The organism is Streptomyces sp. HSG2, assembly GCF_016598575.1.
In the GTDB taxonomy this organism is placed as follows: Bacteria; Actinomycetota; Actinomycetes; order Streptomycetales; family Streptomycetaceae; genus Streptomyces.
This window is the reverse complement of the sequence record NZ_CP066801.1, coordinates 1302647-1320743: the sequence shown is the minus strand read 5'-3', so window position 1 is coordinate 1320743 and position 18097 is coordinate 1302647. Positions and strand designations below refer to the sequence as shown.

At 71.4% G+C, this 18097-nt stretch carries 14 protein-coding genes and 1 riboswitch; of the genes, 8 read left to right on the top strand and 6 right to left on the bottom strand.

Annotated features, from left to right (window positions below):
* Together JEK78_RS05255 and glgX are read right to left on the bottom strand one after the other, a co-directional pair.
* Positions 1–1866 (bottom strand): ABC transporter ATP-binding protein, encoded by a 1866-nt coding sequence (locus JEK78_RS05255; RefSeq protein ID WP_200262939.1) that lies wholly within the window; start codon positions 1864–1866, stop codon positions 1–3.
* Positions 1867–1996: 130 nt separating this feature from the next.
* Entirely contained in the window at positions 1997–4174 is a 2178-nt protein-coding gene (gene glgX / locus JEK78_RS05250; protein WP_242483363.1) for a glycogen debranching protein GlgX, read from the bottom strand.
* Between the two features lie 419 nt (positions 4175–4593).
* Between glgX and JEK78_RS05245 the strand changes: the two genes are divergently transcribed.
* Positions 4594–5361: an enoyl-CoA hydratase-related protein gene (locus JEK78_RS05245; RefSeq protein ID WP_200262937.1), complete on the top strand. Its 768-nt coding sequence runs from the start codon at positions 4594–4596 to the stop codon at positions 5359–5361.
* A gap of 256 nt (positions 5362–5617) precedes the next feature.
* On the top strand, positions 5618–6121 hold the full coding sequence (locus JEK78_RS05240; RefSeq protein ID WP_200262936.1) for an ATP-binding protein: 504 nt from the start codon (positions 5618–5620) through the stop codon (positions 6119–6121).
* 91 nt (positions 6122–6212) lie between these two features.
* On the opposite strand, the gene JEK78_RS05235 is transcribed toward JEK78_RS05240, so the two are convergent.
* From JEK78_RS05235 to gcvT, 4 genes are all read right to left on the bottom strand, one after another.
* Positions 6213–7580 carry an L-serine ammonia-lyase gene (locus JEK78_RS05235; protein ID WP_200262935.1) on the bottom strand — a complete coding sequence of 456 codons (1368 nt, stop codon included), beginning with the start codon at positions 7578–7580 and terminating at the stop codon, positions 6213–6215.
* A gap of 100 nt (positions 7581–7680) precedes the next feature.
* Complete coding sequence (glyA, locus tag JEK78_RS05230) at positions 7681–8940, bottom strand: serine hydroxymethyltransferase (RefSeq protein ID WP_200262934.1); 1260 nt, start codon at positions 8938–8940, stop codon at positions 7681–7683.
* A 10-nt stretch (positions 8941–8950) separates the two neighbouring features.
* The gene (gene gcvH / locus JEK78_RS05225; protein ID WP_200262933.1) at positions 8951–9328 is read right to left on the bottom strand and encodes a glycine cleavage system protein GcvH; all 378 of its coding nucleotides are present in this window, start codon (positions 9326–9328) and stop codon (positions 8951–8953) included.
* Positions 9329–9459: 131 nt separating this feature from the next.
* The gene (gene gcvT, locus JEK78_RS05220; protein ID WP_200262932.1) at positions 9460–10578 is read right to left on the bottom strand and encodes a glycine cleavage system aminomethyltransferase GcvT; all 1119 of its coding nucleotides are present in this window, start codon (positions 10576–10578) and stop codon (positions 9460–9462) included.
* 155 nt (positions 10579–10733) lie between these two features.
* Positions 10734–10830: riboswitch (glycine riboswitch) on the bottom strand.
* A 391-nt stretch (positions 10831–11221) separates the two neighbouring features.
* Here gcvT and JEK78_RS05215 point away from each other — a divergent pair.
* From JEK78_RS05215 to JEK78_RS05190, 6 genes are all read left to right on the top strand, one after another.
* On the top strand, positions 11222–11947 hold the full coding sequence (locus tag JEK78_RS05215) for an AAA family ATPase (RefSeq protein WP_200262931.1): 726 nt from the start codon (positions 11222–11224) through the stop codon (positions 11945–11947).
* Between the two features lie 173 nt (positions 11948–12120).
* The gene (locus JEK78_RS05210; protein WP_200262930.1) at positions 12121–12921 is read left to right on the top strand and encodes an enhanced serine sensitivity protein SseB; all 801 of its coding nucleotides are present in this window, start codon (positions 12121–12123) and stop codon (positions 12919–12921) included.
* Between the two features lie 166 nt (positions 12922–13087).
* The gene (locus JEK78_RS05205; RefSeq protein ID WP_200262929.1) at positions 13088–13903 is read left to right on the top strand and encodes an enhanced serine sensitivity protein SseB C-terminal domain-containing protein; all 816 of its coding nucleotides are present in this window, start codon (positions 13088–13090) and stop codon (positions 13901–13903) included.
* A gap of 408 nt (positions 13904–14311) precedes the next feature.
* The gene (locus JEK78_RS05200; protein WP_200262928.1) at positions 14312–15979 is read left to right on the top strand and encodes an ABC transporter substrate-binding protein; all 1668 of its coding nucleotides are present in this window, start codon (positions 14312–14314) and stop codon (positions 15977–15979) included.
* Between the two features lie 158 nt (positions 15980–16137).
* Positions 16138–17142: an ABC transporter permease gene (locus tag JEK78_RS05195; RefSeq protein ID WP_200262927.1), complete on the top strand. Its 1005-nt coding sequence runs from the start codon at positions 16138–16140 to the stop codon at positions 17140–17142.
* Position 17143: 1 nt separating this feature from the next.
* Positions 17144–18097, top strand: coding sequence for an ABC transporter permease (locus JEK78_RS05190; RefSeq protein WP_200262926.1), 954 nt, complete (start codon positions 17144–17146; stop codon positions 18095–18097).

The following is an 18097-nucleotide window of genomic DNA, read 5'->3' as shown; positions in this document are numbered from 1 at the left end:
TCAAGGTCCTTCCTCCTGACGTCCCGACATGAGTCGGGCGTACTCGCCGTTGTCTCGGAGCAGCTCTTGATGGGTGCCGACCGCGGTGATCCGGCCGCCGGCCAGGAGCGCGACACGGTCGGCCAGCAGGACCGTGGAAGGGCGGTGGGCCACGATCAGGGCCGTGGTGCCCGCCAGCACCCGCCGGAGCGCGGCCTCGACGGCCGCCTCCGTGTGCACGTCCAAGGCGGACAACGGGTCGTCCAGGACGAGGAAGTCCGGCTCGCCGACGACGGCACGGGCCAGCGCGAGTCGTTGTCGCTGCCCGCCGGAGAGGCTGAGGCCCTGTTCGCCGACCTGGGTGGCGGTGCCCTCGGGCAGCCTATGGGCGAAGTCGGCCTGTGCGACGGACAGGGCGCGATCCAGCGCCGCCCGGTCGGTCGGCCCGCCTGCGGTCCCCATCAGGATGTTGTCCCCGACGCTCGTGGAGAACAGGGTGGCCTCCTCGAATGCCACGGCCACCCGGGCGCGCAACTCCGAGCGGGGCAGGGCGGACACGTCCACGCCGTCCAGGGTGATCCGGCCGGACGTCACCTCGTGCAGCCGGGGGATCAGCGCCGTGAGCGTCGTCTTGCCACTGCCCGTGGCCCCCACCAGGGCCAGGGACTCGCCGGGACGGATGTGCAGGGTCACGCGGTCGAGAACGGGAGGGGAGCCCGGCGGGGCGTCGGGGTAGCGGAAGGTGACGTCCTCGAACCGCAGGCCGCCCCGGGGGGCGGGCCGGAGCGACTCGGCGCCCCCACCGTCCGGTGCGGAGGTCGGACGGGCGAGGTGCGTGGTCCTGGCGGACGAGCGTGGCCCGGCCGTATCGGACTCCGGTGCGACGTCCATCACCTCGAAGTACCGTGCCGTCGCCGCGGCGGCCTCCTGGCTCATCGCCACCAGGAAACCGAGGGATTCGACCGGCCACAGCAGCGCGAGCGCCGTCGACAGGAACGCCACCAGCGTCCCGGCGGACAACTCTCCGTCCGCCACCCGGACGACGCCGAGCACGAGCGCGGCGCCGATCGCCGTCTCCGGCAGCGCCACGACGACGGCGAGGAGCCCGGCCAGGAGTCGTGCCTTGCGCAGTTCGGTCCCGCGCAGGGTCCGGGAGAGCTCCCGGAAGGCGCGCGCCTGGCTGCGGTGCCGGCCGAAGCCCTTGATGATCCTGATCCCGAGGACGCTCTCCTCGACCACCGTCGTCAGGTCGCCGACCTGGTCCTGGGCGCGTCGCGCCACCGTCGCGTACCGCCTCTCGAAGACCACGCACAGCGCGATCAGCGGCACCGTGGGCCCGAGGACGAGGAGTCCCAACGCCCAGTCCTGCGCCAGCATGATCGCCATGCCGACGGCGATGGTGACCCCGTTCACGAGGAGGAACGTCAGTGGAAAGGCCAGGAACATGCGGAGGAGCATCAGATCGGTCGTCCCGCGTGACAGCAACTGACCGGAGGGCCAGCGGTCGTGGAACGCGACCGGCAGGCGCTGGAGACGCCCGTAGAGATCCGCGCGAAGGTTCGCCTCCACCCGCGACAGCGGGCGGGCCACCAGCCATCGTCGCACCCCGAAGAGCAGCGCCTCGGCGATGCCGAGGATCAGGACGAGGAACGCGCCCCACCAGACCCCGCCCGGGTCGCCGTCGGTGACCGGTCCGTCGACCAACCACTTCAGGACGAGGGGGATGACCAGCCCTGTGCAGGACGCCACCACGGCGATCAGCGCCGCTGCCGTCAGCCGAGCACGGACCGGACGCACGTAGGGCCACAACCGCAGCAGTGTCCGCACGGTGCCGTCCCGGTCGGTCGGGGCCGAGGCGGGCGGCGGGGATTCGGGTGGCGTGGTCATCGGCTTGGACCCTACGGAAGACCGCCGACACTTCCCACCGAGTTTCGCTCGCCCCGGGTCCGCGCCGCCCCGCGGTCGGCGGATCGAGGAGCGGGCGACCCGATTCCCGCCTGCGGCGCGTCGGGTCCCCTCAGAGGGCCTTCAGCAGCAGCGCGGTCCGGGGCGGGACGGTGACGACGGCCCCGGCTTGGTGCTTCTCCCTCGGTGCGGCGCTCTGGTCTTCGCGGTCGGTGTCCACCAGCACCTCGTAGTGTCGCGCCCAGGGTGGTCCGGGGAGAGCGAAGCCGACCGGGCGGTCGCCCGCGTGCAGGACCGCCAGGAAGCTGTCGTCGACGACGCGCTCGCCCCGCCGGTTGCGACCCGGGATGTCCCGTCCGGACAGGTACATGCCGAGAGTGGCGGCGGGTGCGTACCAGTCCCGCTCCGTCATCTCCGTGCCCCGGGGGGTGAACCAAGCGAGGTCGCGGAGCCCGTCCTCGGCGTGAGCGCGGCCGGAGAAGAAGGCGCGGCGACGGAGCACCGGATGCGCGTGCCGGAGCCGGATCAGGCGGGCCGTCAGGTCGCACAGGGCCCGCCACCCCGGATCGTCGAGCAGGCTCCAGTCCACCCAGCCGATCTCGTTGTCCTGGCAGTAGGCGTTGTTGTTGCCGCGTTGGCTGCGTCCCAGTTCGTCGCCGGCGACCAGCATCGGCACCCCGGCCGACAGCAGCAACGTCGTCAGCAGGTTGCGTAGTTGGCGCCGGCGCAGCGCGCGTATCCGCTCGTCGTCGGTCTCGCCCTCCGTTCCGCAGTTCCAGGACCTGTTGTCGTCGGTGCCGTCCCGGTTGCCCTCGCCGTTGGCCTCGTTGTGCTTGTGCGCGTAGCTCACCAGGTCGCGCAGGGTGAAGCCGTCGTGGGCGGTGACGAAGTTGACGGACGCGTACGGCCTGCGTCCACCCCAGGCGTAGAGGTCGCTGGAGCCGGAGAGGCGGTAGCCCATCTCCCGGACGTCCGGGAGGGCGTGGCGCCAGAAGTCCCTCACGGCGTCGCGGTAGCGGTCGTTCCACTCCGTCCACAGCGGGGGGAAGGCGCCCACCCGATAGCCGCCGGAGCCGATGTCCCACGGTTCCGCGATCAGCTTGACCCGGCGCAGCACCGGGTCCTGCGCGATCACCGCCAGGAACGGCGACAGCATGTCCACGTCGTGCATGGACCGTGCCAGAGCCGCCGCCAGGTCGAAGCGGAAGCCGTCCACGCCCATCTCGGTCACCCAGTAGCGCAGCGAGTCGGTGATCAGACGCAGGACCTGTGGCTGGACGACGTGGAGGGTGTTGCCGCAGCCGGTGTAGTCGGCGTATCGGCGCGGGTCCGACTGGAGGCGGTAGTAGCCGCGGTTGTCGATGCCCTTCAACGACAGTGTCGGCCCCAGCTCCCCGGCCTCGGCGGTGTGGTTGTAGACGACGTCGAGGATCACCTCGATGCCCGCCGCGTGAAGCGCCCGCACCATCCGCTTGAACTCGCCCACCTGCTCGCCCCGGGTGCCGGTCGCGGCGTAGCCGGCGTGTGGGGCGAAGTAGCCGACGGAGTTGTAGCCCCAGTGGTTGCGCAGACCCCGGCGAAGCAGGTGGTCCTCGTGCGCGAACTGGTGCACCGGGAGCAGCTCCACGGCCGTCACGCCCAGCCGCACCAGGTGTTCGACGGCAGCGGGGTGGGCGAGCCCGGCGAAGGTGCCGCGCAGCTCGCGGGGGACTCCCGGGTGGAGACGGGTGAAGCCGCGCACGTGCAACTCGTAGATGACCGAATCCGCCCACGGGGTCTTGGGCCGTCTGTCGTCCGCCCAGTCGTCGTCGTCGTGCACGACGACGCCCTTGGGCACGTACGGCGCGGAGTCCCGCTCGTCCCGTACCGTGTCGGCGACCCGCTGGTCCGGCCAGTCCCGCACGTGCCCGTACACCTCGCCCGGCAGCAGGAACTCCCCGTCCACGGCTCGGGCGTAGGGGTCGAGCAGCAGCTTCGCCGGGTTCCAGCGGGCTCCGGTCCACGGGTCCCATCGCCCGTGCACCCGGTAGCCGTAGCGCCGCCCGGGCATCACCCCGGGCACGAATCCGTGCCAGATCTCGTGGGTCAGCTCCGTCAGGCGCACACGGCGTTCCCCGCCTCCCTCGCCCTCGTCGTCGAAGAGACACAGCTCGACACCCTCGGCGCCGCCCGCCCACAGGGCGAAGTTGGTGCCCGACCTGCCGTCCGGCCCGGCGCGGAAGCGCGCCCCCAGCGGCACGGGCGCCCCAGGCCACACGGGCCGGGAGCATCGCGCCGCGGCACGGGGCACCCGGTGGACGTCGGTGGGGAACGGAGGGTCGTCCACGGGGCCGCCGGCCACCGCCTCCCGCTCGGCTGCGCTGGACACCTTCAGCCTCCCGCGGCTCGGGGAACGACCTGGCGCGGACGGGCCACGAGTGGCCGACCGACGGCGTCCCGGCCGTCGCCGCCCCTCCTGGTGTGCCGCCGCCTTTCCTCCCCTCGGTTCTTCCCACCGAGGGCCTCGTGCTCACGTCGTCGACGGCACGGAACCGCTCGGTGTGTCGACCTCCGAGGCGGGTGTGCCGCCCGGGCCGGCCGGGGCGGGGCGGGCGATACCCGAACGGTGGTGACCGCGCACCGCCGGCGACGGCGGGAAACCGTCGGCGTGGGGCGGCCGTCCGCCCCGCTCGGGCACCGGCCCGGTTAGTGGGCGTTAACCTGCTGGGCATGACCGTAGAACTGGAAGTCGCGGACGGTGTCGGTGTCCTTCGCCTGGACCGCCCGCCGATGAACGCGCTGGACATCGCCACCCAGGACCGGCTCAAAGTGCTCGCCGAGGAGGTCGGGGCGCGCGCGGACGTGCGCGCGGTCGTCCTCTACGGCGGCGAGAAGGTGTTCGCGGCGGGGGCGGACATCAAGGAGATGCGGGCGATGGACCACTCCGCCATGGTCCTGCGCGCCCGTGCCCTGCAGGAGTCCTTCACCGCGGTGGCCCGGATCCCCAAGCCCGTGGTGGCCGCGGTCACGGGCTACGCCCTGGGCGGGGGATGCGAGTTGGCGCTGTGCGCCGACTACCGGATCGCCGGGGAGAGGGCCAGGCTGGGCCAGCCCGAGATCCTGCTGGGCCTGATTCCCGGTGCCGGGGGAACTCAACGGCTCTCCCGCCTCGTCGGCCCCTCCCGGGCCAAGGACCTGATCTTCACGGGTCGACAGGTCGGCGCCGAGGAGGCGCTCTCTCTCGGCCTCGTGGACCGGGTGGTGCCCGGCGACGAGGTCTACGAGCAGGCGTACGCGTGGGCGGAGAGTCTGGCCCGGGGGCCCGCGATGGCCCTGCGCGCCGCCAAGGAGTCGGTCGACGCGGGGCTGGAGACGGACATCGAGACCGGCCTGGCCATCGAACGCAACTGGTTCGCCGGCCTGTTCGCCACCGAGGACCGAGAGCGCGGCATGCGGAGCTTCGTGGAGGAGGGACCGGGCAAGGCACGGTTCAGTTGAGGCCGTCACGTCGCCGGGCGCTTCCGGTTCGCCCGAAGGGGCGGACCGGCCGGCGGTCGGCGGCGGCCCGCCGACCGCCGCGCGTCGCGGCCTCGGAGATGGCCCGAGAAACGCGAACACACAGGTCGTTCGGGTCGAAATGGACCCCGACCCGCCCTTGACACAGACTCGCCCCCAGCTCCGGAACATCGCGTTCCGGCAGGGGTATTCCCCCGGAACGGCCGCAGGAGTTCCAGGCGAAGGCCATGATGGGGGGATGGCGGGGCTGGAGGGTACGGAGCAGCCGCGGGGATCCGGGCGTGCCACCGCGGCGCGCTGGTCGCCGGCGGTGGAGGACGAACACGCGGCGAGGGCGCTGGACCTGTACGGCGATCCGGCCGTGGTCGAGGTGCCGTTGCCCTCCCGGCCGGAATCGGCGGCCACCGCCCGACGCCTGGCCCAGGTGGTGATCCTCCGTCAGTGGGGGCTCTCGCCCCGGGTGGCGGAGGACGTCGTCCTGCTGGTCTCGGAGCTGGTCGGCAACGCCGTACGCCACACCGGCGCCCGGGTCTTCGGGCTCCGGATGCGTCGCCGGCCGGGATGGATCCGCGTCGAGGTCCGCGACCCGTCCCGAGGGCTGCCCTGCCTGATGCCCGTTCAGGAGATGGACGTCAGCGGTCGTGGACTCTTCCTGGTGGACAAGCTCTCCGACCGGTGGGGGGTGGACCTGTTGCCGCGCGGCAAGACGACGTGGTTCGAGGTCCGGGTCTCGGACCGCTGAGCGGCCCGCGCCGCCGCCCCGAGCCCGCGGCGCGCCGGACCGCCCTGGCGTGCGGAGGACGCGAGGTGGTCACCGCCGTGCGCGAAGGCGGTCAGCACTCGATGATGTTCACCGCGAGCCCGCCCCGCGCGGTCTCCTTGTACTTGACGGACATGTCGGCGCCGGTCTCCTTCATCGTCTTGATGACCTTGTCGAGGGAGACCTTGTGGCTGCCGTCCCCGCGGAGCGCCATCCGAGCCGCCGTGACCGCCTTGACCGCCGCCATGCCGTTGCGCTCGATGCACGGGATCTGGACCAGGCCCCCGACCGGGTCACAGGTCAGCCCGAGGTTGTGCTCCATGCCGATCTCCGCGGCGTTCTCCACCTGCTCGGGGCTGCCGCCCAGCACCTCTGCGAGTGCACCCGCCGCCATCGAGCAGGCCGAGCCCACCTCGCCCTGGCAGCCGACCTCGGCGCCGGAGATGGAGGCGTTCTCCTTGAACAGCATGCCGATCGCGCCGGCCGCGAGCAGGAAGCGGACCACTCCCTCCTCGTCGGCTCCGGGGACGAAGTTCGTGTAGTAGTGCAGCACCGCCGGGATGATGCCGGCCGCGCCGTTGGTCGGAGCCGTCACGACCCGGCCGCCGGCGGCGTTCTCCTCGTTCACCGCCATCGCGTAGAGCGTGATCCACTCCATGGCCAGTGCCTGCGGGTCTCCCTCCGACCGCAGCTTGCGCGCGGTGGTGGCCGCGCGGCGACGCACCTTCAGGCCGCCCGGCAGGATGCCCTCCCGGGACATCCCCCTGGACACGCAGGCGCTCATGGTCCGCCAGATGTCCAACAGTCCCGCTCGGATCTCCTCCTCCGAACGCCAGGCGCGCTCGTTCTCCAACATCAGGGCGGAGATCGACAGACCCGTCTCGCGGGTCAGGCGCAGCAGCTCGTCACCGGTGCGGAAGGGGTGCTTCAGCACCGTGTCGTCGAGCTTGATGCGGTCGGCGCCCACGGCGTCCTCGTCGACGACGAACCCGCCACCCACCGAGTAGTACGTCCGGGAGAGCAGCTCGCCACCCTCGAAGTCGTGCGCCCAGAGCGTCATCCCGTTGGCGTGGTACGGAAGTGCCTTGCGGCGGTGCAACACCAGGTCCTCGTCGACGGAGAAACGTATCTCCTGCTCGCCGAGGAGTCGGAGCACGCCGGAGGACGCGATCTTCGCCACGCGTTCGTCGGCGGTCTCCACGTCGACCGTGCGGGGCGAGTCTCCCTCCAGGCCCAGCAGGACCGCCTTCGGCGTGCCGTGCCCGTGCCCCGTCGCGCCGAGTGAGCCGTACAACTCGGCCCGTACCCCGGCCACCGACCCGAGCAGCCCCTCGTTGCGCAGCCGATGGGCGAAGATGCGGGCCGCCCGCATCGGGCCGACCGTGTGCGAACTCGACGGGCCGATGCCGATCGAGAACAGGTCGAAGACCGAGATGGCCACGGTTGACTCCTCAGGACGGTGGGGTGCGGCGGCCGGGGGTGTCCTCCCGGAGCCGGGACGACACCCCCTGCGGTGCGCTGGACGCGCGGTGTGGGTCGAGCTATCCGACGGTCGGATAGAGCGGGTACGTGTCGGCCAGGGCCTTGACCCTGGCCGACAGGCTCTGCGCGTCGTACGACGGCTTCAACGCCTCGGCGATCACGTCGGCGACCTCGGCGAAGTCCCCCGCGGTGAAGCCGCGGGTGGCCAGCGCGGCCGTCCCCACGCGCAGACCGGAGGTGACCATCGGAGGTCGAGGGTCGTGCGGGACGGCGTTCCGGTTGACCGTGATACCGATCTCGTGAAGTCGATCCTCGGCCTGCCGGCCGTCCAGTTCCGACTTCCGCAGGTCCACGAGGACCAAGTGCACGTCGGTACCCCCGGTGAGCACCGACACGCCCGCGGCCTTCGCGTCGTCCCGCACCAGCCGGTCGGCCAGGGCACGGGCTCCCTCCACGGTACGCCGCTGGCGCTCCGCGAAGTCACGACCGGCCGCCACCTTGAAGGCCACCGCCTTCGCGGCGACGACGTGCTCCAGCGGACCGCCTTGCTGACCTGGAAAGACGGCAGAGTTGATCTTCTTGGCGAGGTCGGCTGTGCTGAGGATCACGCCACCGCGCGGTCCACCGAGCGTCTTGTGGGTCGTCGTGGTCACGACGTGCGCGTGCGGGACGGGGTTGGGGTGCAGACCCGCCGCCACCAAGCCGGCGAAGTGCGCCATGTCGACCATCAGGTGGGCGCCGACCTCGTCGGCGATCCGCCGGAACTCCGCGAAGTCGAGCCGGCGGGGGTAGGCGGACCAGCCGGCCACGATCAGCCTGGGTCGCTTCTCCCGGGCCAGCCGCTCCACCTCGGCCATGTCCACCAGGCCGTCCTCGCCGACGTGGTAGGCGACCACGTCGTACAGCCTCCCGGAGAAGTTGATCCTCATCCCGTGGGTCAGGTGACCGCCGTGGGCGAGATCGAGGCCCATGATCGTGTCGCCCGGTTCCAGCAGGGCGGACATCGCCGCCGCGTTGGCCTGGGCGCCGGAGTGCGGCTGTACGTTGGCGTGCTCGGCACCGAACAGGGCCTTCACCCGATCGATGGCGATCCGCTCCACGACGTCGACGTGCTCGCAACCGCCGTAGTAGCGCCGGCCCGGATAGCCCTCGGCGTACTTGTTGGTGAGGACCGAGCCCTGTGCCTCCATCACGGCCGTCGGAGCGAAGTTCTCCGAGGCGATCATCTCCAGGGTGGACCGCTGGCGGCCCAGCTCGGCGTCCACCGCGGCGGCGACCTCGGGGTCGAGCTCGTGCAGGGGAGTGTTCAGAACGGACATGGCGGGCTCCTCAGCCTGCGGAGAGGGCGGTGTACTCGTCGGCGGACAGCAGGTCGGCCGGCTCCTCGGTCACCCGCACCCGGAACAACCAGCCGTTTTCGAATGGTGCCGAGTTCACCAGCGAGGGATCGTCCACCACGTCCTGGTTGACCTCCGTGATCTCGCCGGACACCGGGGAGTACAGGTCGGAGACGGACTTGGTCGACTCCAGCTCACCACAGGTCTCGCCGGCGGAGACGGCGTCCCCGACCTCGGGGAGCTGCACGAAGACCACGTCGCCGAGCGCGTCGGCCGCGTGCGCCGTGATGCCGACCGTCGACACGCCGTCCACGGCGTCCGACAGCCACTCGTGCTCCTTGCTGTACCGCAGCTGCTGGGGGTTGCTCATGCCTGAATTCTCCTGTACGCGTGACAAAGGTGTCGAAGGGGGGGTTCGTCGGAGTGACGGTCGGGCCGCGGCCCCGGGTCCGGCGCGCCGCGCGGGCGACGGGGTCGGGCGGGCTCCGGCCTGCGGCGCGACTACTTTCTACGCTTGTAGAAGGGCAGGGCCACCACCTCGTAGGGTTCGTGGGCGCCGCGGATGTCCACCGCCACCCCGGTCGTGCCCGGCGCCGCGTGCGAAGCGTCGACGTAGGCCATCGCCACCGGCCTTCCCAGGGTCGGCGACGGGGCGCCGGAGGTGACTTCGCCGATCACGATCCCCTCGGCGACCACCGGGTAGCCGGCGCGCGGCACCCGACGGCCCTCGGCCACCAGGCCGACCAGGACGCGGGGCGGGTTCCCCTCGGCGCGGGCGGCAGCGGCCTCCAAGGCGGTCCGCCCGACGAAGTCCCCCTCCTTCTGGAACTTCACCACCCGACCCAGTCCGGCGTCGAAGGGGGTCAGAGACGTGCTCAGCTCGTGCCCGTACAGCGGCATCCCGGCCTCAAGACGCAGCGTGTCCCGACAGGACAGACCGCACGGGACCAGACCGGCCCCCTCGCCCGCCGCGGTCAGCGCCTGCCAGAGGGCCACCGCGTCGGCCGGATCGACGAACAGTTCGAAACCGTCCTCGCCCGTGTAGCCGGTGCGGGCGATCAGAGCCGACACACCCGCCACGGTGCCCGGCAGACCGGCGTAGTACCGCAGTCCCTCCAGGTCGGCGTCGGTGAGGCCCCCCAGGATCTCCGCCGCCCGAGGCCCCTGTACCGCCAGCAGGGCGTAGGCGTCCCGGTCGTCGCGGACCCGCGCGTCGAAGCCCGCCGCCCGCCGGGTCAGCGCGTCCAGCACGACCTCCGCGTTGGCGGCGTTGGCGACGACCAGGTACTCCGTCTCGGCCAGGCGGTACACGATGAGATCGTCCAGGATGCCCCCGTCCTCCCGGCAGATCATGGTGTAGCGTGCCCGGCCGGGCTTGAGTCCGCCGAGGTCGCCCACCAGCGCGTGGTCCAAGAGGGCCGCGGCGGAGGCGCCGGTGACGGCGATCTCGCCCATGTGCGAGAGGTCGAAGAGCCCGGCCCGGGTGCGGACGGCGACGTGCTCGTCCCGCTCGGAGCCGTAGCGCAACGGCATCTCCCAGCCGGCGAAGTCGGTCATGGTCGCACCGAGCGAGCGGTGCACGGCGTCGAGCGCGGTACGGCGGGGTTCGTTACTGCTCATCGGTCGGTGGTCTCCCAAGGCGGTGACGGCGAGGTCGTTCCTCCCCATCTGTCATCGGAACCTGAGAGGTTCGCCGTGACCGTCGGAGCGCGACGGGCAGGGCTTGCACCGTGGGTGGGGTCGCCGGACGGGGGCGGCCCGCTTTTCAGATGTGCCTCGCCCGCGCGGTAACGGGGCCTGAGAGATTCAAGGGAGGTACTTGCTCCTTCGGCGCCCCGGTCCGAGGACCGGGAACTCTCCCGCGCGGATTCGAACGGCCGGTATGCAGTTGGCGGCCACATCATCGCACGGGTCGCCCGGTCCGGGCAGACCCGTCTTCCGTGACATCGTCCCCGGCCCGAGGGACGGGGGATCACGGTGCGCCTCGGTCGGGTCGACCACACGTTCGCACGCGTCACCTTCGCGCCGGCCGCCCACGTCACCGCTCGGACCGGCACCGAATCGCCCGGGGCGATTCGGCGTCGTCCCCTCGTTCGCGCGCCGGTCCGGTGCCTGTCCGGCCCGAACGTCCGGCCTCTCCCGGAGGTCCGCGGTGACCGGGCTGTGGCAGTACGCGCACGAAATCGCGAGACCCGGGGATTGCCGGCTCTTTACACTCGACGGGACGGGAACGGGTGAACCGCCCCAGGGGAGGACGATCACGGTGAACAGGACCACGGCCTACGCCACCACCTCCGGCCTCGCGCTGCCGGGGCAGCCCGCCGTCGCCGCGGGGGAGGAGTCCGCCACGCTGCCGGCTCCCGTCGTCCGCGACCTCCGCGACGACGTCGGACGCGGTCCGCGTGCCCTGCTCTTCGGCCCCGCCGACCTGGTCGTCGTCACCGGCCTCCCCGGCAGCGGCAAGTCCACCCTGATGAGGCGCGCCGCGCGTGGCACCCGCGTCGACTCGCAGGACACGCGCGACCGGTGGGACCGCCGGATGCCGCGCTTCCTCCCGTACGCCCTCTACCGACCCCTGGTGCGGATCGCCCACTTCGCGGGGCTGCGCCGCGCGTTGCGCTCCGGCACCGGGGTGGTGGTCCACGACTGCGGAACCCAGGCCTGGGTGCGTGCGTGGTTGGCCCGTGAGGCCCGCCGGCGCGGCTCCCGCCTGCACCTGTTGCTCATCGACGTCGACGCCGAGACGGCCTTGGCGGGTCAACGCGAGCGCGGCCGGGGCGTTTCCCGCTACGCCTTCGCGCGCCACCGCTCGGCCACCACCCGGTTGCTGCGTTCGGCCGGCAGCGGCAGCCTCCCCGTCGGCGCGGCCTCGGCGGTGCTGCTGGACCGCGAGTCGGCCGACGCGGTGCGCCGCATCGCCTTCGCGGACACGCCGAAGGCGGAGCCCCGCGGCCGTCCGCGACGGCGGGCGCGCCGTGCCGCCGGCTGACCGACGTCCGGCCCCTGCGGTCCCCGATGCGGCCGTGTCGGTGCGCCGATTCGGGGCCGCGGCGGCGGGTCCGGTGTCGGGCGCCCCTCGAGAACGGTCACGGAGGCGGTGCCGGACTCCCCGAGGGGCTAGCCTTTCCGCCACAGCAAGCGGTTCGAGCAGGCGGTACGCAGATGGACTACCCAGCGGGTTCCCCGGAGTATTCCGCGGACACCCCGTCACAGACTCCACCCGGGCCCTACGACGGCTGGCCGGCGAACGAGTTGGAGGAGACCCTCGCCGCCTCGCTCGGAGTGCGGACGGCGGGCGCGCGGATCGTGGAGGTGCTGGGACGGAGTCGTGTCTGGGTGCCGCTGCCGGCAGGTCGCGGCGCGGGCGGCGCCCCGCTCGACCTGCCCGCGATGGAGATCGAAGGCCAGGCCTACGTCCCGGTGTTCAGCTCCGAGGGGCAGTTGCGCCGAGTGGCCGGCGCGCACACGTCGTTCGCCGTCGCACCCGCTGTGGAGTTCGCCCGAGGGTTGCCACCCCAGGTCGGCGTCGTGGTGAACCCGGAGGGCGCGGTGGGGCTGCCGCTTCCGCCGCCGGCCGTCGCCGAGCTGTGCAGGGTGGGGCGCGATCCGCTCGACGGGGAGGCTCGGGGCGGGCGGGTCACGCTGTCCGAGCCCGACTGGCGTGACGATCCGGTGGCCTTCCTCGGCGCCGCCTGCGCGGAGTTCGACGCCGTCGGCGGAGTCCGCACGGCTCGCCGTTGCCTGGCCTCGGTCGAGGCGGGCGAACCGGTGTTGTTCGTGGGTGTGGAGGTGTCGGACGTGGTCGGGGATGCCCATGCCCTCCCCCGGGAGGCGTTGGGCAGGGCTCTCGCCGCGGCCCCGCCGCCCTGGCCGGTCCATCTGGTGCTGTTGGACGCGGCAGACGATCCGGTCTGCGACTGGATGCGAGAGCGGACCGGCCCGTTCTATCGACGGGACTCCTGACAGGAGTCCCGGTGGGGGCCGCGCCCTTCGCCGGGGGCGCTCGGCGGGACGGGCGCCCGGACGGCGGCGGCGCGTGTGCGGGCCCACGTCCGGGGGACGCCCGCTGTCCGGGAGGGCCCCTAAGCTGGTTTCATATTCAGGGCGACTTCTCAAGGGGGCGATACAGGTGAGCGCCAGCGGCACCGCGGCCGGATCGGTCGAGCAGATGCTGCGCCAGGTGACGCCCGGGCGCTACGAGGCGTACGAGGCGCTGTTGCGCGCGCTCGCCGTCCCCGGTTCGGGCCGGGTCTGGATGCTCCTGTGGGAAGGGCAGGAGGGTTCACCCGACGCGCGCTACGCCGGGATGGAGGTGGCCGGAAGCGACTACGTCCCCTGCGTGACGTCCGCCCGTGAGCTTTCCGCCAGTGGCTGGGACCGCTCGTACGAGGTCGCCGACGGCTTGGAGGCGGCCCGCTCTCTCTTTCCCACCCGGACCGGCGTCTGGCTCAACCCCCACGCACCGGGCGGCGGTGTGGGCGTTCCGTGGCCGGATCTGCGCCGTGTCGCCTCCGGGCTGGAGCGCCGGCCGGCCGGTCCGTTGAGGCTGTCTCACCCGACGGTCTCGGTACCGCAGTTCTATGCCCTGCTGACCCATCAGGCCCACCGGACGCCGGCGGTCAGGACGCTGCGTCGCGCGTGGGTCCAGCCGGCGCTGGGCGGACCGTATCTGGCGATCGGTCTGGAGGTGTACGACACCTCCCCGCCGGCCCTGGACACGGTACGCACGATGATGCGTCAGTCGGTCGGGACCCTCCCGGAGGGACTGCCGCTCTCGACCGTACCGATGTCCGACGCGTACGACCCGGTGGCGATGTGGCTGCGCGCCAACGCCCGTCCGTTCTACGACCGTGAGGCCCATGGCGCGCCGGCAGCCGGAGCGGGGCAGGGCTACCCGGCGGCGCCCGGGAGGCTGCCCGGAGCCGCCGCTCCCCAGCCCGGCTGAGCCGACGCCCTCGCGCCCTCGCGCCCTCGCGCCCTCGCGCCCTCGCGCCCGCGGGCCGTGTCGGGGGTCCGCGACGGGGCTTTCCCGCTCGCCGCCTCTCCCGGTGTCACGCCGTCAGGTCCGCCGCGGTGCCGGGTGGGAGGTGGCAGTCCCGCCCACCCCGAAGTCCACCCCGGCGCGGGCGATCTGACCGCATCTCACCCATCCTGGTCGCAAGTGGGGAATTCCTTTGCCACTCGGTGGAGTTCGGTGATTGCTTCCGCGATGTTCCGGATGGTTCCGGTTTATCGAGTGTTCAGATCTCAGCTAGGTATCACCGCTATCCGGACTGTTCTCGGGTGCGGGTCCCGTCTGTAGTGTTCTGGCGGTCAGCCATGCATTCCCAGTGGAACCCGGAGTGGCCTCCCTATGCGAATATCCAGAGCCCGCGCCGCCAGGGCGATCACGGCCGCGTTGGCGGTCGGACTGATCGCTACCGGCTGTGCCAGTGAGCGAGACACCGAAGGCGGCGACACGGCGGAGGACACTTTCGTCTTCGGCGCCCCCGGTGATCCCAGTTCGCTGGATCCGTCGCTGGCGAGCGACGGCGAGACCTTCCGGGTGACCCTCCAGGCGTTCGAGGCGCTGATCGAACACGAGGCGGGCGGAACCGAGTTGGTCGGCGGTCTGGCCGAGAGCTGGGAGAGCAACGACGAGGGCACGGTCTGGACCTTCGACCTCCGCGAGGACGTCAAGTTCCACGACGGCGAGGTCTTCGACGCCGCCGCCGTGTGCGCCAACTACGACCACTGGTTCAACTGGACGGGCACCTACCAGTCCAGCGCGGTCTCCTACTACTGGCAGACCATCATGGGCGGCTTCGCGAAGAACGAGGACCCCGAGACCCCCGAGGCGAACTACAAGTCCTGCACCGCCAAGGACGCGAACACCGCCGTCATCGAGGTCAAGGAGCCCTCCGCCAACCTGCCCGGCGGCTTCTCCCTGAACGCCCTCGCGATTCACTCGCCGAAGGCCATCGAGGCGTACCAGGAGCAGGAGGCCTCGGCCAAGGGCGACGCGATCACCTACCCCGCGTACAGCCAGGAGGCGGGCACGGTCGCGGGCACCGGGCCGTACCGGATCGCCAAGTGGAACAAGGGCAACAAGGAAGTCACCCTGGAGCGATTCGACGACTACTGGGGCGACAAGGCCAAGGTGAAGAACCTGGTCATCCGGACCATCGACACCGAGGAAGCGCGTCGCCAGGCGCTGCAGGCCGGTGACATCGACGGCTACGACCTCGTCGCCCCGGCCGACGTCAAGACGCTGGAGAACGCGGGCTTCCAGGTCCCCACCCGCGGCGTCTTCAACCTCTTCTACCTCGGGATGACCCAGGAGAAGAACGAGGCGCTGGAGAAGAAGGAGGTGCGCGAGGCCATCGCGCACGCCATCGACCGCGAGAACCTCGTCAAGACGCAGCTGCCCGAGGGCGGCAAGGTCGCCACCCAGTTCATGCCGGAGACCATCGACGGCCACTCGGACAAGGTCAAGACCTACGCGTACGACACCGCCAAGGCGAAGGAACTGCTGAGCGAGGCGGGCGAGAGCGGCCTGGAGGTCGAGTTCTGCTACCCGACCGAGGTGACCCGCCCGTACATGCCCGCCCCGCAGGACCTCTTCGAGCTGATGAAGGCCGACCTGGAGAAGGCCGGATTCAAGGTCACCCCCAAGCCCATGAAGTGGGCCCCGGACTACCTGGACGCCACCGAGGCGGGTGGCTGTGCCCTGCACATGCTCGGCTGGACCGGTGACTTCAACGACGGCTACAACTTCATCGGCACCTGGTTCGCCGAGTACGACAAGCAGTGGGGCTTCAAGAACGAGAAGCTCTTCGAGGCGGTGCGCGCCGGTTCCCAGGAGGGCGACCCGGTCAAGCGGATCGAGGCCTACGAGAAGGCCAACGAGATGATCATGGACTACCTGCCCGGTCTGCCCATCTCGTCCTCGCCGCCCGCCATCGCCTTCGGCAAGAACGTCAACCCCCCGAAGGTCTCCCCGCTGACACAGGAGTACTTCGCGGAGGTCTCCTTCAAGTAGGTCACCGCACCGCCGTGCCTCCGCGCCACGCGCGCCGGGACACGGCCCCCGGGTCCGTCCGGCCGCCGAACTCGGCGGCCGGACGGACCCGTTCACGACAGCACACGCGTACCACCACCCGCGTACGCGGAGAAACACGTAAGAAAGGGGCATGCGGGGTGCTGCGTCTCGTCGTACGAAGACTGCTTCAGCTCATTCCCACCCTGCTCGGCCTGTCGGTTCTGCTGTTCATCTGGCTCAACCGACTGCCCGGCGGACCCGCCTCGGCGATCCTGGGGGAGAAGGCCACCGAGGCCGAGATCGCGCGGATCAACCGCGCCCTGGGGCTCGACCAGCCGCTGTACGTCCAGTACTGGCGCTTCCTCAAGCGCATCGGCGAACTCGACCTGGGCACCTCGGTCCAGACGGGTCAGCCTGTCTGGGAGGAGTTCACGTTGCGCTTCCCGGCCACCGTGGAACTCTCCCTGGCCGCCATGGTCATCGCCATCGTCGTCGGCGTGCCGCTGGGCTACTTCGCCGCCCGCAACCGGGGCGGCTGGCTGGACGTGACGGCGGTATCCGGGTCGCTCGTCGGGATCTGCGTCCCGGTATTCTTCCTGGCGCTCATTCTCAAGGGCGTCTTCGCGGTCGAGTTGGGCCTTTTCCCCACCTACGGTCGCCAGTCCACCGGCATCGACGCCACCAACGTCACCGGTTTCGCCGTCCTCGACGGCCTCCTCACCGGCGAATTGGACGCCGCCTGGGACGCGGTGACGCACCTGGTGCTCCCGGCGGTGACGCTCGCGTCGATCCCGCTGGCCGTCATCGTCCGTATGACCAGGGCCAGCGTGTTGGAGGTCCTGGGCGAGGACTACGTGCGCACCGCGGAGTCCAAGGGTCTGCGCCCCCGGGTCGTCCGGAGTCGGCACGTGCTGCGCAACGCCATGCTGCCGGTGGTCACCGCCGTCGGTCTTCTCACCGGCTCGCTGCTCTCGGGAGCGGTGCTCACCGAGTCCGTCTTCTCCTTCGGCGGCATCGGCTCCTTCATCAGAAGGGCGATCGACGGCCGCGACTATCCGGTGCTCGTCGGCTTCATCATGTTCATCGCGATCACCTACGTCCTGATCAACCTTCTGGTGGACGTGGCGTACAGCCTCATCGACCCGAGAGTGCGGGTGCACTGACGTGAGCACCAAGACCGACAAGATCCAACGCCTCGCGGAGCTCACCGCACACCACGAGTCCACCGCCGGGGCCAGCCTGTGGCGGGAGGCGTTCCGTCGACTGAGGTCCAGCAAGATGGCGATCATCGGGGCCGGTGTCATCGCCGTCTTCGTGGTGCTCGCCGTCGTCGGCCCGTGGGTCGCGCCGTTCAGTCCGACCGCCCAGACCTGGCGCGGCGACGTGCTGGTCAACCAGGGCCAGTTCGTCGGCCCGCGGGGGGAGAACTGGTTGGGTCTCGACCACCTGGGTCGGGACATGTTCTCGCGGATGCTCGTGGGGGCCCGGCAGACCCTGCTGGTCGGGGTCGTCTCGACGCTGATCGGGCTCACCGTGGGCTTCGTCGTCGGGGGGCTCTCCGGGGCCGCCGCCACCTTGGGCGGCGAGACCGGTCGGCGTGTCGACTCCGTCGTCATGCGGGTCACGGACATGATGCTGGCGCTGCCGTCGCTGCTGCTGGCCGTCTCCGTGGCCGCCGTCCTGGGCCAGTCCCTGACCACGGTGATGATCGCGGTAGGTGTCGTGCAGGTGCCGATCTTCGCTCGGCTGCTGCGCGGCTCGATGCTCGCCCAGGGCGGCAGCGACTACGTCCTGGCCGCCCGTTCCCTGGGGGTGCGCAGGCGACGCATCGTCCTCACCCAGATCATGCCCAACTCGTTGAGCCCGGTGATCGTCCAGGCGACCCTCTCCCTGGCCACCGCCATCATCGAGGCCGCCGCGCTCTCCTACCTGGGTCTCGGCAACCCCGACCCGGCGGTTCCCGAATGGGGCGTCATGCTGGCCCAGGCCCAGCGGTTCTTCGACAACGCCCCGCTGATGGCGGTCTACCCGGCGGTCGGCATCATCATCACCGCCCTCGGCTTCACCCTGCTCGGCGAGGCCATGCGGGAAGCCCTCGACCCGAAGCTGCGAGGCTGA

What these genes read in the sequence shown, in the direction of transcription:
- gcvT (WP_200262932.1), bottom strand. Translation starts at nt 10,578, where the DNA reads ATGAGCAGTAACGAACCCCGCCGTACCGCGCTCGACGCCGTGCACCGC.
- JEK78_RS05245 (WP_200262937.1), top strand. Translation starts at nt 4,594, where the DNA reads ATGACCGTAGAACTGGAAGTCGCGGACGGTGTCGGTGTCCTTCGCCTG.
- JEK78_RS05240 (WP_200262936.1), top strand. Translation starts at nt 5,618, where the DNA reads ATGGCGGGGCTGGAGGGTACGGAGCAGCCGCGGGGATCCGGGCGTGCC.
- JEK78_RS05255 (WP_200262939.1), bottom strand. Translation starts at nt 1,866, where the DNA reads ATGACCACGCCACCCGAATCCCCGCCGCCCGCCTCGGCCCCGACCGAC.
- JEK78_RS05210 (WP_200262930.1), top strand. Translation starts at nt 12,121, where the DNA reads ATGGACTACCCAGCGGGTTCCCCGGAGTATTCCGCGGACACCCCGTCA.
- JEK78_RS05200 (WP_200262928.1), top strand. Translation starts at nt 14,312, where the DNA reads ATGCGAATATCCAGAGCCCGCGCCGCCAGGGCGATCACGGCCGCGTTG.
- glyA (WP_200262934.1), bottom strand. Translation starts at nt 8,940, where the DNA reads ATGTCCGTTCTGAACACTCCCCTGCACGAGCTCGACCCCGAGGTCGCC.
- gcvH (WP_200262933.1), bottom strand. Translation starts at nt 9,328, where the DNA reads ATGAGCAACCCCCAGCAGCTGCGGTACAGCAAGGAGCACGAGTGGCTG.